Annotated in this window: 15 protein-coding genes; 2 read left to right on the top strand and 13 right to left on the bottom strand. The window is 44.7% G+C overall.

Annotated elements, in window-relative coordinates:
* Positions 1 to 14 precede the first annotated feature (14 nt).
* The 4 genes from iscU to trmJ form a co-directional block, all read right to left on the bottom strand.
* A complete protein-coding gene (gene iscU, locus R7093_RS16130) occupies positions 15 to 398 on the bottom strand; it encodes a Fe-S cluster assembly scaffold IscU (RefSeq protein ID WP_005381718.1) in 384 nt (127 codons plus the stop codon).
* A gap of 38 nt (positions 399 to 436) precedes the next feature.
* A complete protein-coding gene (locus tag R7093_RS16135; RefSeq protein ID WP_005381719.1) occupies positions 437 to 1,651 on the bottom strand; it encodes an IscS subfamily cysteine desulfurase in 1,215 nt (404 codons plus the stop codon).
* A 28-nt stretch (positions 1,652 to 1,679) separates the two neighbouring features.
* Positions 1,680 to 2,186, bottom strand: a complete 507-nt coding sequence (gene iscR / locus R7093_RS16140; RefSeq protein WP_005381720.1) for a Fe-S cluster assembly transcriptional regulator IscR — start codon at positions 2,184 to 2,186, stop codon at positions 1,680 to 1,682.
* A gap of 125 nt (positions 2,187 to 2,311) precedes the next feature.
* On the bottom strand, positions 2,312 to 3,031 hold the full coding sequence (gene trmJ, locus R7093_RS16145) for a tRNA (cytosine(32)/uridine(32)-2'-O)-methyltransferase TrmJ (RefSeq protein ID WP_017633919.1): 720 nt from the start codon (positions 3,029 to 3,031) through the stop codon (positions 2,312 to 2,314).
* Positions 3,032 to 3,262: 231 nt separating this feature from the next.
* Between trmJ and suhB the strand changes: the two genes are divergently transcribed.
* Complete coding sequence (suhB, locus tag R7093_RS16150; RefSeq protein WP_005381722.1) at positions 3,263 to 4,066, top strand: inositol-1-monophosphatase; 804 nt, start codon at positions 3,263 to 3,265, stop codon at positions 4,064 to 4,066.
* Between the two features lie 70 nt (positions 4,067 to 4,136).
* Here suhB and R7093_RS16155 read toward each other — a convergent pair whose 3' ends face one another.
* The 8 genes from R7093_RS16155 to R7093_RS16190 form a co-directional block, all read right to left on the bottom strand.
* Entirely contained in the window at positions 4,137 to 4,448 is a 312-nt protein-coding gene (locus tag R7093_RS16155; RefSeq protein ID WP_017633920.1) for a hypothetical protein, read from the bottom strand.
* Positions 4,449 to 4,589: 141 nt separating this feature from the next.
* Positions 4,590 to 5,006, bottom strand: coding sequence for a hypothetical protein (locus tag R7093_RS16160; RefSeq protein ID WP_017633921.1), 417 nt, complete (start codon positions 5,004 to 5,006; stop codon positions 4,590 to 4,592).
* Between the two features lie 164 nt (positions 5,007 to 5,170).
* Positions 5,171 to 6,118 (bottom strand): protein translocase subunit SecF, encoded by a 948-nt coding sequence (gene secF / locus R7093_RS16165; protein WP_005383689.1) that lies wholly within the window; start codon positions 6,116 to 6,118, stop codon positions 5,171 to 5,173.
* A 14-nt stretch (positions 6,119 to 6,132) separates the two neighbouring features.
* Positions 6,133 to 7,989, bottom strand: coding sequence for a protein translocase subunit SecD (gene secD, locus R7093_RS16170; RefSeq protein WP_080960089.1), 1,857 nt, complete (start codon positions 7,987 to 7,989; stop codon positions 6,133 to 6,135).
* Between the two features lie 21 nt (positions 7,990 to 8,010).
* Complete coding sequence (gene yajC, locus R7093_RS16175; RefSeq protein WP_005381725.1) at positions 8,011 to 8,340, bottom strand: preprotein translocase subunit YajC; 330 nt, start codon at positions 8,338 to 8,340, stop codon at positions 8,011 to 8,013.
* Positions 8,341 to 8,517: 177 nt separating this feature from the next.
* Positions 8,518 to 9,654 carry a tRNA guanosine(34) transglycosylase Tgt gene (tgt, locus tag R7093_RS16180; protein WP_005381727.1) on the bottom strand — a complete coding sequence of 379 codons (1,137 nt, stop codon included), beginning with the start codon at positions 9,652 to 9,654 and terminating at the stop codon, positions 8,518 to 8,520.
* 147 nt (positions 9,655 to 9,801) lie between these two features.
* On the bottom strand, positions 9,802 to 10,854 hold the full coding sequence (gene queA / locus R7093_RS16185) for a tRNA preQ1(34) S-adenosylmethionine ribosyltransferase-isomerase QueA (RefSeq protein ID WP_047102150.1): 1,053 nt from the start codon (positions 10,852 to 10,854) through the stop codon (positions 9,802 to 9,804).
* Positions 10,855 to 11,122: 268 nt separating this feature from the next.
* Positions 11,123 to 12,289, bottom strand: coding sequence for a trypsin-like serine protease (locus R7093_RS16190; RefSeq protein WP_042521159.1), 1,167 nt, complete (start codon positions 12,287 to 12,289; stop codon positions 11,123 to 11,125).
* A gap of 312 nt (positions 12,290 to 12,601) precedes the next feature.
* Here R7093_RS16190 and R7093_RS16195 point away from each other — a divergent pair, with 312 nt between their 5' ends.
* On the top strand, positions 12,602 to 13,051 hold the full coding sequence (locus R7093_RS16195) for a CBS domain-containing protein (protein ID WP_017820562.1): 450 nt from the start codon (positions 12,602 to 12,604) through the stop codon (positions 13,049 to 13,051).
* A gap of 123 nt (positions 13,052 to 13,174) precedes the next feature.
* On the opposite strand, the gene aceA is transcribed toward R7093_RS16195, so the two are convergent.
* Positions 13,175 to 14,488, bottom strand: a complete 1,314-nt coding sequence (gene aceA, locus R7093_RS16200) for an isocitrate lyase (RefSeq protein ID WP_005381733.1) — start codon at positions 14,486 to 14,488, stop codon at positions 13,175 to 13,177.
* Positions 14,489 to 14,510 lie beyond the last annotated feature (22 nt).

Consider the following 14,510-nt stretch of genomic DNA (forward strand, 5'->3'; position numbering starts at 1 on the left):
ATATTACGGAATAATTATTCTTGGTGTTTTTTCTTGTAGTCAGCAACCGCTGCTTTGATTGCATCTTCAGCAAGAATAGAACAGTGAACTTTCACTGGTGGAAGCTCTAGCTCTTCAGCAATCTCAGAGTTTTTAATTGCTGCCGCTTCATCAACTGACTTACCTTTTACCCACTCAGTTACTAGTGAGCTTGATGCGATTGCACTACCACAACCGTATGTTTTGAACTTCGCATCTTCGATGATACCTTCAGGTGTCACTTTGATTTGAAGCTTCATTACGTCACCACACGCAGGAGCGCCAACCATGCCGCTACCTACTGATGGATCTTCTTTATCGAATGAACCAACGTTACGTGGGTTCTCGTAGTGATCAATTACTTTTTCGCTGTATGCCATGATAAATTACCTCGAATCCTCTATTTCAATCCCTGAGATTAATGGTGAGCCCATTCAACAGTGCTCAAATCAATCCCTTCTTTGTACATATCCCATAGAGGAGACATGTCGCGTAGCTTAGTCACTGCAACGCGGATTTGTTCAATTGCGTAATCAATTTCTTCTTCAGTCGTGAAACGACCAAACGAGAAACGAACCGAGCTGTGAGCCAATTCGTCATCCATGCCTAGGGCACGAAGAACGTAAGAAGGCTCAAGGCTTGCAGACGTACAAGCACTACCAGAAGATACCGCTAGATCTTTAAGCGACATTAGTAGTGATTCACCTTCTACGAATGCGAAACTGATGTTTAGGTTGTGTGGTACACGCTGCTCAAAGTCACCGTTTACCGTCACTGCTTCTAAGTCTTTCACGCCATCAAAAAGACGGTTACGAAGCGCTAAAGCATGATCGTAATCTTTTTGCATGTCTTCTTTTGCAATGCGGAATGCTTCACCCATGCCTACGATTTGGTGAGTAGGTAGTGTACCAGAGCGGAAACCACGCTCATGACCGCCACCGTGCATTTGCGCTTCAAGACGAATACGAGGCTTACGACGTACGTAAAGTGCACCGATACCTTTAGGACCGTAAACTTTGTGAGCAGAAAGTGAAATTAGATCAACTTTCATCTCTTGAACGTCGATTGGTAATTTACCTGCAGATTGCGCAGCGTCCACGTGGAAAACAATTTTACGCTCACGGCACAGTTCGCCGATCGCTGTAATGTCTTGAACCACACCAATCTCGTTGTTTACATGCATAATAGACACAAGCACGGTGTCATCACGCATGGCTGCTCTAAGCTTCTCTAGATCGATCAAGCCATTTGATTCTGGCTCAAGGTAAGTCACTTCAAAGCCTTCACGCTCAAGTTGACGACATGGGTCAAGAACGGCTTTGTGCTCTGTTTTACAAGTGATTACGTGCTTGCCTTTCTTCGAGTAAAAGTGCGCTGCACCTTTAATCGCAAGGTTGTCTGATTCTGTCGCACCAGATGTAAATACGATTTCGCGAGGATCTGCATTTAGAAGGTCAGCAATTTGCTCACGAGCAGTATCGACCGCTTCTTCTGCCTGCCAGCCGTAACGGTGCGAACGTGACGCTGGGTTGCCAAATGTGCCATCCATTGTCATGTACTGAACCATTTTTTCAGCAACACGTGGATCAACTGGACATGTAGCGGAATAATCAAGATAAATCGGCAGTTTCATTCTCTACTCCAATGTAAAAAGCTGACCGCTAAGAGCGGACGTTTACACCGATGGGCGCGGCGGTTGTATTTTTGTTTGATAGCCCATGGGTTACCGCCAGATCAATGTCCTGACGATCAGAAATTTCGAGTACTTCATTGTCTGTCATCAACTCACCAAGAGTGATGTTATTCAAAAAGTCACTAATGCGAGAGCTTAGGTCACGCCACAGCGTGTGAGTAAGGCAACGTGTTCCACCTTGGCAATCTCCTTTACCTTGGCATTTGGTTGCATCTACTGACTCATCAACGGCAGCAATCACGGTACCAATAGCGATACTGTGAGCGTCGGCACCAAGTCGGTAACCACCACCAGGACCACGAACGCTGGCAACGAGACCTGCTTTACGCAATTTTGAAAATAGCTGCTCTAAGTAAGAGAGCGAGATCCCTTGACGCTCTGAAATATCAGCCAGAGGTACAGGGTTTTGTTGCGAATGCAGTGCCACATCCAGCATGGCTGTCACCGCATATCTTCCTTTAGATGTAAGTTTCATACCACACCGTATCCACATGGTTTGTAATGGTTAAGATTTTTCCATACCTGAGTAATTTGGTCAAGTATTTATTTGACCATTTTACTCAGGTATTCATCCTCACATCTAAAGTGGTTATTATTCACTCAGAACTTCTTTTCTATCGAAGTCAAAACGCCTCGTAGAATATTAAGTTCTTGGGTTTCTGGTCGAGCACGAGAGAACAAACGGCGCAACTTATTCATCACCTGTCCAGGTTGCTCTTTGTTAATAAACTGGGTCTCAACCATCACCTTTTCAAGATGCTCGAAGAACAATTCGAGTTCTCGATGACGCGGGTATTCTTCCGATTCATTTGGGGAAAACTGGCTTTGCTCTAAGTTCAAGTGTGCAACTCGCACTTCGTAACTGAGAGTTTGTACAGCCATCGCTAGGTTAAGCGAGCTGTACTCAGGATTAGCGGGAATACAAACATGGTAGTGGCACTTTTGTAGCTCTTCGTTTGTCAAACCAGTTCTTTCTCGGCCAAACACGAGCGCAACCGGATGCTTTCGGCCTTCAACTGCAAATTTCTCACCGCATTCACGTGGCTCGAGCATTGGCCATTCTAATGTACGAGAGCGGGCGCTAGAACCCACAACAAGGCCACAATCTTCAACCGCTTCTTCTAATGTGCCGACAATCTTTGCATTTTGAGCAATATCACCAGCACCCGCAGCTAAAGCAAGAGTTTGTTCATCCACTTCACATTGTGGATCGACTAATACTAGTTGGTTTAAACCCATCACTTTCATTGCTCGAGCTGCTGAGCCAATATTGCCTGAATGAGAGGTACCTACGAGTACAATTTTTACTTGATCCAACATCTGTGTTTGCTACCTAAATTAAAACCGCAGAATGTTATCATAGTTTTTTAAGACACCCTAGAGGCAAGCAGACCTCTCTTCTCATTCTTGGTTATTGTTCTCGTCCGCAGTATGATCTGTACACTCAGCCGGCCGCAATTAGAGTAAAAAATAACCACTTCCCTTTTTGATTATCTCTGGTATACTCGCCGCCGCTTTCATTTGTTCTTTAACATCCGTTGGGAAATTCGTATGCATCCAATGCTAAACATTGCTATTCGCGCTGCGCGAAAGGCAGGCAATCATATTGCTAAATCATTAGAAAACACTGATAAAGTAGAATCTACTCTTAAAGGCACTAATGACTTTGTCACTAACGTAGACAAAGAAGCAGAATACATCATCATCGATACTATCAAGCAGTCTTACCCTGAGCACTGTATCGTTGCTGAAGAACAAGGTCTTATCGAAGGTAAAGATAAAGACGTACAATGGATCATCGACCCACTGGATGGCACCACTAACTTTGTAAAAGGTTACCCAACTTTCGCGGTTTCTATCGCTGTTCGTATTAAGGGCAAAACTGAAGTTGCTTGTGTTTACGATCCAATGCAAAACGAGCTATTCACTGCACAACGCGGTGCCGGCGCTCAACTAAACAGTGCACGTATTCGTGTTGCTCAACTAAAAGACCTTCAAGGTACTGTTCTAGCAACAGGCTTCCCATTCAAGCAGAAACAACACGCTGAGTCTTACATCAAGATCGTTGGTGCGCTATTCACTGAATGTGCTGATTTCCGTCGTAGCGGCTCTGCTGCTCTTGACCTTTGTTACGTGGCTGCTGGCCGTGTTGATGGTTACTTCGAGCTAGGCCTAAAACCTTGGGATATGGCAGCAGGTGAGCTTATTGCTCGTGAAGCTGGCGCAATCCTAACAGACTTTGCTGGCGGCACTGACTACATGAAGTCTGGTAACATCGTTGCTTCAAGCGCTCGTGGCGTAAAATCTATCCTTAAGCACATCCGCGAAAACGGTAACAGCGCGATCCTTAAGTAAGATTTGAAAGTCATATATAGCCCGTCACGCTGATGACTTTAGAAAGCCCCGCTCATTGAGCGGGGCTTTTTTATTTCGAACAATCAGCCTGTTTGTAGAAACGGTCGTAGTCAGATAAGTGGTCTATTTTTACGTGCTTAACCTTCCATATTTGTTCCTTCATTAAAAACTGCAGCGAAACCGTGACTGGCTGGTATACATCACCAAAGCCGTTTACAGAAAGACATCCAACTCCTCCATCCTCACTGTACTCTTCAAAGTAAGACAGCTCTGTAACCAAACTTGATGGGATAGATGATAAAAATGGAAATTGATGACCAAATTTTATTGGGTGAGACTTAATACTGTTCAGCTCTTCAATCGATAGATTTGGTCCTGCCATAGCTTCTACCACCTCTATATACTGCATCTTGTATAAATTATTACGTATATCAAGGTAAGTATCGTGGAGTGGACTTGCGATGCAGGGCGTTGAAACACTTAGTAAAACCGGAATAGGTAGAATTCTATTTAGCATAACCAACTAAACCCCAGCTTCACGGAGCGCTTGATCAATTTTACTCGGCTTAAATCTGTACTTACAAAGCCCCCACTCGCACTGCTCTAAAAGCTCACGGACATTTACCTGCCCAGTAACTCCAAAGGAAACAACACCAAAAAGAGAAACACTCCCACTGTATGTCAAAACACCATCACGAGTAGTTTTAAAAGTAACAGAAACGGCTTTTAATTTTATGCCCAGCTCTTCAACCATTTCTTTTGAAACTTCAAACTTAGTAAATCCAAGCTCACCAGATAAAGTTACTTTACCTGACTCATCAACTGCTAACTTGAACCTTTTCCCTCCAGTAACTAGCTTGGTGGTAACACCTTTATTGTGCTTGTAAGAAATCTCTACAAACTTCAGTAACTGTACTTTTATTTCAGCTTGCCTTGACATTATTTCCTCCCGAAATTGTTGAACATACTTCCGATATTCAACTCAATCAAAAAACTACAATTCAAGCTGGAAGTACCTCAAAAAAAAATGAAACTTTCAAATCTATCAGGCATAAAAAAACCGCTGATTGTTCAGCGGTTTTTGTTTTCGGTTCTCAATCTGCCTTATGGCATTTCGTCGAACTCTGCACCCTCTTTTTCTACTTGAGGTGGCATCAAGTGCTCTTTCTGGATACCCAGTTTTAGAGCCAGTGCTGATGCTACGTAGATAGAAGAGTAAGTACCTACAGTGATACCGAGTAAAAGTGCGGTTGCAAAGCCGTGAATCATAGCACCACCCTGCATGAACAGTGCAATTACCACGAACAACGTCGTACCAGATGTAATCAATGTACGGCTCAACGTTTGAGTGATTGAGGCGTCCATAATGTCTGAAGGTTCACCCTTACGCATCTTACGGAAGTTTTCACGAATCCGGTCAAATACAACGATGGTATCGTTGAGTGAGTAGCCCACAACCGTCAGTAGCGCAGCTACGATAGTCAGGTCAACTTCAATTTGTAGAAACGAGAAGACACCTAGCGTGATAATTATATCGTGAGCCAATGCCATTACCGCACCAGCCGCTAGACGCCATTCAAATCGCATCGATACATAAAGCAGAATACAGATCAGCGATACCAAGATCGCTAGACCACCAGCTTCTGTTAGCTCATCACCAACGTTGGGACCTACGAACTCAATACGACGCATTTCTACGCTTTCGCCAGTACCATCTTTGATAGCACCAATGATTTGGTTACCTAGCGTTTCACCAGAAACGTCATCACGTGGACGAAGACGAACCATGACTTCACGAGCACTACCGAAGTTTTGTACTGTCGCATCGCCAAAGCCTTTTGAATCTAGTGCTGCACGAATCTCTTCAAGGTTTGCTGGCTGTTCAAAACCGACCTCGATAAGAGTACCGCCAGTGAAATCTAGACCCCAATTAAGCCACTTGGTTGACAAAGTGAAGATAGAAGCAGCAATCATTATAATTGAAAAAACGAATGCTACTTTCGACCAACGCATAAAGCCGATCGTCTTCTCTGCTTTTAGAATTTGAAACATATTAATTCCCAGCCTTAGATCGACAATTTATCAACGCGTTTGCCACCGTAGATCAGGTTCACGATACAACGTGTACCAATAATGGCGGTGAACATTGAAGTTAAGATACCGATAGATAGAGTAACTGCGAAACCTTTCACCGCACCTGTACCGACCGCAAATAGAATGATTGCAGTAATTAGTGTTGTGATGTTCGCATCAGCAATCGTGCTGAATGCATTCGCGTAACCTTGGTGAATCGCTTGTTGTGGACTACGTCCATCACGAATTTCTTCACGGATACGCTCGAAGATCAGTACGTTCGCATCAACTGCCATACCGACTGTTAACACGATACCGGCTATCCCCGGAAGCGTCATGGTAGCGCCTGGAATCATCGACATAACACCAATGATAAGCACTAAGTTTGCCATTAGAGCAATGTTTGCAATCAAACCAAAGCCGCGGTAGTAAAGCAGCGTAAATAGCATTACGGCAACCATACCCCAGATACATGCTTGGATACCCATATCGATGTTTTGCTGGCCCATTGATGGACCAATGGTACGTTCTTCAACGATAGAGATAGGTGCAATCAGTGCACCAGCACGTAGTAAAAGTGCTAGGTTGTGTGCTTCTGCAGCAGAGTCGATACCTGTGATACGGAAGTTACGACCAAGAGCCGATTGAATCGTTGCTTGGTTGATGACTTCTTCATGCTTATCCAGAATAACTTTGCCTTCAGGCGTACGACGGCCACTGTCTTTGTATTCTGCAAACACGGTAGCCATTAGCTTACCAATGTTCTTCTTAGAGAACGCAGACATCTTATTACCACCTTCGCTGTCTAGCGAGATGTTAACTTGTGGACGACCATATTCATCAACACTTGAGCTTGCATCTGTGATGCTTTGACCGCCAAGAATAACGCGCTTCTTAAGCACAACTGGGCGACCATCACGGTCCATCTTGATTTCACTACCTGCTGGCGCACGACCATTTGCCGCTGCCGATAGGTCAGCTTTATCATCAACTTCACGGAATTCAAGCGTTGCCGTAGCTCCGAGAATTTCTTTTGCACGAGCAGTGTCTTGAACACCAGGCAGTTCAACTACAATGCGACTAGCACCTTGACGTTGAACCAATGGTTCCGCAACACCTAGTTCGTTGACACGATTACGTAAAATCGTAATGTTTTGCTCAACAGCATAGTTACGGATCTCTTGTAAACGTTGCTCAGTAAAGGTTGCAGTAAGAGCGTAACGGCCATTTGAATCAGAATCGACAAAAATCATGTCCGGGTGATTCTTTTCTAGCGTTGCTTTCGCTTCTGCTAATTGCTCTTCGTTACGCAACAACACTTCTACCGCTTCTTTTCCAGAAGGGCGGATTGCACGGTAACGAATCTTGGCGTCACGAAGTTCGCTACGGAAAGCTTCTTCTTGTTGACCAATAAGCTTTTCCATCGCTGCATCCATATCCACTTCCATTAAGAAGTGAACACCACCGCGAAGGTCAAGACCTAGCTTCAATGGTGACGCGCCAATCGCTTCTAGCCAATCGGGTGTAGAAGGTGCAAGGTTAAGTGCAACAATTGTGTCTTTGCCTAGCGCTTCGCTGATGACATCACGAGCACTGATTTGTGTGTCAGTGTCGTTAAAACGAACAAGAATTGATCCATCTTCGAGAGCAATGGATTTATGAGAAAGTTGCTCTTTGTTAAGAGCAGTAGTGACAGCATCCAGCGTTGACATATCTACAGAGGCGCCACGCGCCCCTGTAACTTGAATAGCCGGATCTTCACCGTAGATATTTGGAAGTGCGTATAACGCAGCGGTGATGATGGCAAAAAGCACCATCAAGTACTTCCATAATGGATAACGGTTTAGCACAGCGAGGATCCTTTAGCTGTTTTATAGAGACTTAAGCGTACCTTTTGGTAGCACTGCAGTGATGAAGTCTTTCTTGATTACTACTTCATTGTTCGCGTTAAGCTCAATTGAAATGTAGTCATTGTCTTCAGCAATCTTAGTGATTTTACCCACTAGGCCACCGCTAGTTAAAACTTCGTCGCCTTTGCCCATAGAAGCCATTAGGTTTTTGTGTTCTTTTACGCGTTTCGCTTGTGGACGGTAAATCATGAAGTAAAAGATCACTGCGAACATGCCAAGCATGATTAGCATTTCAAAACCACCGCCTGCTGGCGCGCCTTCTGCTGCTGCGTGAGCCTGAGAAATAAACATTAAAACATCCTCATTATATTTTATTGATAATCAAACAAATTGGGCTTTCGCATTTTAGATTCAAGTCTGAGAGTAACTAATAGAGATCGCTCTCTCAAAAATAACGTGCGTTAGCCTACTTTATTAGCAAAAGCCTCTGGCGACATGCCAAAGGCTTTAATTCTTTTAGTTTTTCAATTACTGCTCTTTTGCTAGTGGTGGCACTTCACGGCCACGACGCTCATAGAACTCAGTAACAAATTCATCGAAGCGATCTTCATCAATTGCTTTACGAATGCTTTCCATCAGACGCTGGTAGTAACGCAGGTTATGGATTGTATTCAAGCGAGCGCCTAAGATTTCATTACAACGCTCTAAATGGTGAAGGTACGACTTGCTGTAGTTTTGACAAGTGTAACAGTCACAATGCGGATCCAATGGTGTTGTATCCGTTTTATGTTTCGCATTACGGATCTTGATCACACCACCAGTCACAAATAAGTGACCATTACGTGCGTTACGCGTTGGCATTACACAGTCAAACATGTCGATACCACGACGAACACCTTCAACCAAGTCTTCTGGCTTACCTACGCCCATCAAGTAGCGAGGTTTGTCTTCAGGAAGTTGAGGACAAGTATGCTCAAGAATACGGTGCATGTCTTCTTTAGGCTCACCTACTGCCAAACCACCAACCGCGTAACCGTCAAAACCGATTTCCGTTAGACCTTTTACCGACACATCACGTAAATCTTCGTAAACACCACCTTGGACAATACCAAATAGGTTGTTCGGGTTTTCTAGCTTCTCGAAGTGGTCACGTGAACGCTGTGCCCAGCGTAATGACATTTCCATCGATTTCTTCGCTTCATCGTGTGTCGCTGGGTAAGGCGTACACTCGTCAAAAATCATAACGATGTCAGAGCCCAGGTCTTTTTGAATTTCCATCGACTTTTCTGCGTCCATGAAAATCTTGTCACCGTTTACTGGGTTACGAAAGTGAACACCCTCTTCAGTGATCGTACGCATCTTACCAAGGCTGAATACTTGGAAGCCGCCTGAATCAGTAAGAATAGGACCGTGCCAGTTCATAAAATCGTGCAGGTCACCGTGCATTTTCATCACTTCTTGACCAGGACGTAGCCACAGGTGGAACGTATTACCTAGCAGAATTTCTGCACCAGTACCTTTTACTTCTTCTGGTGTCATACCTTTAACGGTACCGTAAGTACCTACTGGCATGAACGCAGGAGTTTGAACAGTGCCGCGTTCGAAAGTCAGTTGACCACGACGTGCATTGCCGTTTTTCTTCTTAAGATCGAATTTTAATTTCACGATGCCTCCGGGTGTCAGAGAAACAGTCTGACTGAGTGTTTAGGGCTCTACCCTACTTTAAGGAGCGGTCGCTTTTCCTTGCGAGAGACAAAGCAATGGATGCTTTATTTCCTAGCTTACTGCTAGCACTCGTAAATCTATTTTTAACTACGCCGTTTTCTTCTTGATGAACATTGAATCGCCATACGAGAAGAAACGGTATTTGTTTTCCACCGCATGTTTGTAAGCATTCATGGTGTTCTCGTATCCAGCAAATGCACTCACCAACATGATCAGTGTTGATTCAGGCAAGTGGAAGTTTGTGATCAAGCAATCCACCAACTGATATTCGTAACCAGGGAAAATAAAGATTTCTGTATCGCCAAAGAATGGGGCCAGCTCAGTCCCTTTTTGCAATGCGTCTTGCGCTGCACTTTCAAGTGAACGCACAGATGTTGTACCAACAGCAATAATTCGTCCGCCACGCGCTTTCGCCGCTTTAATTGCTTCGACGACTTCTTGTGGTACTTCTACGTACTCGGCATGCATGTGGTGATCGTTGATATTTTCCACTTTTACTGGCTGGAATGTACCCGCCCCAACGTGCAAAGTAACGTAAGCAAACTCTGCACCTTTCGCTTTGATTTTCTCCAAGAGAACATCATCAAAGTGAAGGCCCGCCGTCGGTGCCGCAACCGCACCTGGCTTTTGATTATATACCGTTTGGTAACGCTCTTTATCTGCATCTTCGTCTGGACGGTCGATGTAAGGAGGAAGCGGCATATGGCCGATTTCTTCCAGAATTTCTAGTACCGTCTTATCAGAACTAAATTTCAGTTCAAATAAAGCATCATGGCGTGCAACCATTTCTGCTGAATATTCATCATTCTCGCCAACAATAATGGTTGTACCTGGTTTTGGTGATTTAGAGCAACGAACGTGCGCGAGGATGCTTTTCTCATCCAACATGCGCTCCACTAGCACTTCTAATTTACCGCCCGACTCCTTGCGGCCAAAAAGACGAGCAGGAATAACACGAGTATTATTAAACACCACTAAGTCACCGGGTTGAACTTGGCCCAATACATCAATAAATGTGCCATCAATGAGCTCTCCGGTATTGCCGTCCATTTGCAGCAGTCGGCTAGCGGTACGCTCTGGTTGAGGGTAGCGAGCGATGAGTTCATCTGGAAGGTCGAAATGGAAATCTGATACTTGCATGTTACTTGTCTTATCTATTGGTCAAATCACGTCTAGGCGACGATAAAATTGCGACGAGTTTTTCGCAGCAGACTAGTATATGTTTACATGCTGCAATAGCAAGCAAATCACCAGAATATAGCAGTAAAAGCCATGGTGAAGAGTGTAATAAAACGTGAAAAGCCTCGATTACTTGGCACTATTTTTAATTTGAGCCCAAAAGAGAAAACATGAAAAAAGCAAAGCAGCGTATACCGCTGCTTATTAGTTTGGCATTCCAATCGCCCTATCAAACCTCACGCTTTCGCCACAAGAATAACGGCACGAATAAACCCAATAACCAAAACCCTAGACTGCCACCTTCATCATCTGAGCCTTTGAAATCACAGTTATTGGTCGCAATGCCATCGTGACACTCTTTATTGTCACCACTTTCATTGTTAGCACTTTTGATAAAATTCGGCGCAATGATGTAACGACTTGGTGGCGCATCGGCAGTGATGTAAGACTGTACCCAGTCGTAATAGTGGCTCACCTTGGTGTAGAAACTTGGGATCGTCAAAGAGCCACACGTTGGTAGAATAAGGGGGCCGCCACTAACAATACCAATTTGTTTGCCGGTCGCCACATCGACCAACGGGCCACCACTGTCACCTTTACATGCAGAGTTGCCATATTGAGTATGGCTATCTGGCTCCAATACATGGTTTTGTGTTGGTAGCGTACAAATTTTGGTTTGGTTGTCTCTTGAATCAATGATCCCCGGAAAACTGCTGCCAATTTCTAAACGCTCATAACATTTGTCGATGGGTAAAAATGTGCTAATGGTGGTTTTGAGCGTATTAGAAGGTTCAGAAGCATCCGGCTGAGTAGCCCCCCATCCAAACACTTGCACATTTTCGACACGTTGATTGGTCAGGTAATTATCGTTCCAATCCGCCGCCAAACGTGCTTCGATACTCTCCATGTCAACTTTACTCGCTAGGTCAGCAAAGCTCGCGTTTGCCACTGGGCGCGTGAGATACAGCAACGCGATGTCTGAATCTAAACCGGTTTGGATAGGTTTCACGTTGCCATTACTGTCGGTCTCAGCTTTTGAAATCCGGGTGTAATCCGGATGAACCACAACGTGAGACACCGGATAGAAGTTATCAAGCCCTGCAGAATTAAGTTCATACACATTCGCATTCACCGACAGCTCACCCGGCGGGGTCACATAGTAGGTTGCTTCATTGGTTCCTTGTCCCATCACCACACAGTGCGCCGCAGTCAGTACCCATTGCTCTGTCAGCATCGTTCCACCACACAGCGGAAACTCTGCCATATTACTTGCTCGCAAAGTAACGCGGTCAACAGGATCGGTTTGTTCATCTCCTAACACAATCGCCTGTGTTGATGGCACACTGAATGCCGCCACTGCCAGCGCAATAAGTTTGTTACACGTTGTTCGTTTCATCTAGGTTGCTGTCTTCAATTTGGTAAGCCTGGACGTATCTTCTTCGAGAGAAGAATCTTGGAAAATCCAGCGAATAAAAATGTGCGATTCAATTCATTGGATTACCTTGGGGACACATTCAATATCAACTAAAAATGCCAACTGACTCGCACACAAACCGACTTATTCAAATTAATAAAAACACCAATAAAACACAGATTACGCAGCCCATCAGCATTGTGCTATTTAATTGATGAAAAACGAGTTAGCTCCCAGATATACAGAAAAATATTCTCTATATTTAAGAGAAGGACAATGCCGCTGGAGGTCTCTATGATCAAGGTTGAAGACATGATGACTCGTAATCCTCATACCTTACTGCGCACGCACACCTTGCGTGATGCAAAAAGCATGATGGATGCGCTTGATATTCGACACATTCCGGTTGTTGATGCCAATAACCACTTACAAGGCTTGGTGACTCAACGCGACATTCTTGCTGCTCAAGAATCGAGCTTGCACCCAGATGAGGCTGAACAATCTTTTACTTTAGACACACCGCTCTACGAAATGATGCACACCAATATCATGACGGCAGAGCCTATCGCGGGGCTCAAAGAGAGCGCTATCTATATGCAAAAGCATAAAGTTGGCTGTCTACCTGTTGTCACCAAAGGTCGATTGGTCGGCATTATTACTGATAGTGACTTCGTGACGATTGCGATTAACTTATTGGAACTACAAGAAGAAGTGGAACCTGAAGAAATCGAGCAGGAAGAGTAGTACGCAAGCGTATTCTCTTTGTTGTAAGTTTCGTTTTTACACCGGTTAAACGAAAAAAGAGCGGCAGGGTTGCCGCTCAAAATGCCATTACTGACGCTGATTAAGGAAGTGTTTCTCTGCCAATTAGAATTGGTCTTCTTCGGTCGAACCTGTCAATGCTGTCACTGAAGAGTTACCACCTTGGATAGTATTGGTCATTCTATCGAAGTAACCTGTACCTACTTCTTGTTGGTGCGCAACAAACGTATAGCCTTTTTCAGCTGCTTGGAATTCAGGACGCTGAACTTTCTCAACATAATGACGCATACCTTCACCTTGAGCGTAAGCGTGCGCCAGTTCAAACATGTTGAACCACATGTTGTGAATGCCTGCTAGCGTGATGAATTGATACTTGTAGCCCATGTCTGCAAGCTCTTGTTGGAACTTAGCAATGGTTTCTGCATCTAGGTTTTTCTCCCAGTTGAATGAAGGCGAGCAGTTGTACGCCAACAATTGATCTGGGTATTCAGCGTGAATTGCTTCTGCAAACTTACGTGCTTCTTCCAAACATGGCGTAGCCGTTTCACACCAAATCAAGTCTGCATATGGTGCGTAAGCCAGGCCGCGAGAGATAGCTTGGTCGATACCCGCGCGAACGCGGTAGAAACCTTCTTGAGTACGCTCACCTTCGATGAAGTCTTTATCATATGGGTCGCAATCTGAAGTAATGAGATCCGCCGCATTCGCATCAGTACGAGCAATAACTAATGTTGTTGTACCCGCTACGTCAGCAGCCAAACGAGCTGCAACGAGCTTTTGTACCGCTTCTTGCGTAGGAACTAATACCTTACCCCCCATATGACCACACTTTTTCACCGATGCTAACTGGTCTTCAAAGTGAACGCCCGCGGCACCGGCTTCGATCATCGATTTCATTAGTTCGTAAGCGTTAAGCACACCACCAAAGCCCGCTTCAGCATCCGCTACGATAGGTAGGAAGTAATCAATACCACCTTCATCTTCAGGCGTCTTACCAGCAGCCCACTGAATTTGGTCTGCACGACGGAATGAGTTGTTGATACGCTTTACTACTGACGGTACAGAATCTACTGGGTAAAGAGATTGGTCTGGATACATCGTCGAAGCGGTGTTGTTATCCGCCGCTACCTGCCAGCCTGACAGATAGATCGCTTCAATACCTGCCTTAGCTTGTTGAACGGCTTGACCACCCGTTAGCGCACCAAGACAGTTTACGTAACCTTTTTTCGCACTACCGTTGACCAGTGACCAAAGTTTGTCTGCACCACGTTGTGCAATTGTGTTTGCAGGCACCATAGAGCCACGCAGTTCCACCACTTCCTCGGCAGTGTAAGTACGCTTCACATTTTTCCAGCGTGGATTAGTTGCCCAGTCTTTTTCCAGAGCTTCAATTTGTTGGCGGCGAGTTAAGTTAGTCATTGGTCTATCCCTCTTTATAATT

This window comes from Vibrio sp. 1580, from assembly GCF_033340055.1.

Excerpts from the sequence above, each read along its gene's own strand:
- iscU (WP_005381718.1), bottom strand. The coding sequence starts at position 398 with ATGGCATACAGCGAAAAAGTAATTGATCACTACGAGAACCCACGTAAC.
- R7093_RS16135 (WP_005381719.1), bottom strand. The coding sequence starts at position 1,651 with ATGAAACTGCCGATTTATCTTGATTATTCCGCTACATGTCCAGTTGAT.
- iscR (WP_005381720.1), bottom strand. The coding sequence starts at position 2,186 with ATGAAACTTACATCTAAAGGAAGATATGCGGTGACAGCCATGCTGGAT.
- trmJ (WP_017633919.1), bottom strand. The coding sequence starts at position 3,031 with ATGTTGGATCAAGTAAAAATTGTACTCGTAGGTACCTCTCATTCAGGC.
- suhB (WP_005381722.1), top strand. The coding sequence starts at position 3,263 with ATGCATCCAATGCTAAACATTGCTATTCGCGCTGCGCGAAAGGCAGGC.
- R7093_RS16155 (WP_017633920.1), bottom strand. The coding sequence starts at position 4,448 with ATGGCAGGACCAAATCTATCGATTGAAGAGCTGAACAGTATTAAGTCT.
- R7093_RS16160 (WP_017633921.1), bottom strand. The coding sequence starts at position 5,006 with ATGTCAAGGCAAGCTGAAATAAAAGTACAGTTACTGAAGTTTGTAGAG.
- secF (WP_005383689.1), bottom strand. The coding sequence starts at position 6,118 with ATGTTTCAAATTCTAAAAGCAGAGAAGACGATCGGCTTTATGCGTTGG.
- yajC (WP_005381725.1), bottom strand. The coding sequence starts at position 8,340 with ATGTTTATTTCTCAGGCTCACGCAGCAGCAGAAGGCGCGCCAGCAGGC.
- queA (WP_047102150.1), bottom strand. The coding sequence starts at position 10,854 with ATGCAAGTATCAGATTTCCATTTCGACCTTCCAGATGAACTCATCGCT.
- R7093_RS16190 (WP_042521159.1), bottom strand. The coding sequence starts at position 12,289 with ATGAAACGAACAACGTGTAACAAACTTATTGCGCTGGCAGTGGCGGCA.
- R7093_RS16195 (WP_017820562.1), top strand. The coding sequence starts at position 12,602 with ATGATCAAGGTTGAAGACATGATGACTCGTAATCCTCATACCTTACTG.
- aceA (WP_005381733.1), bottom strand. The coding sequence starts at position 14,488 with ATGACTAACTTAACTCGCCGCCAACAAATTGAAGCTCTGGAAAAAGAC.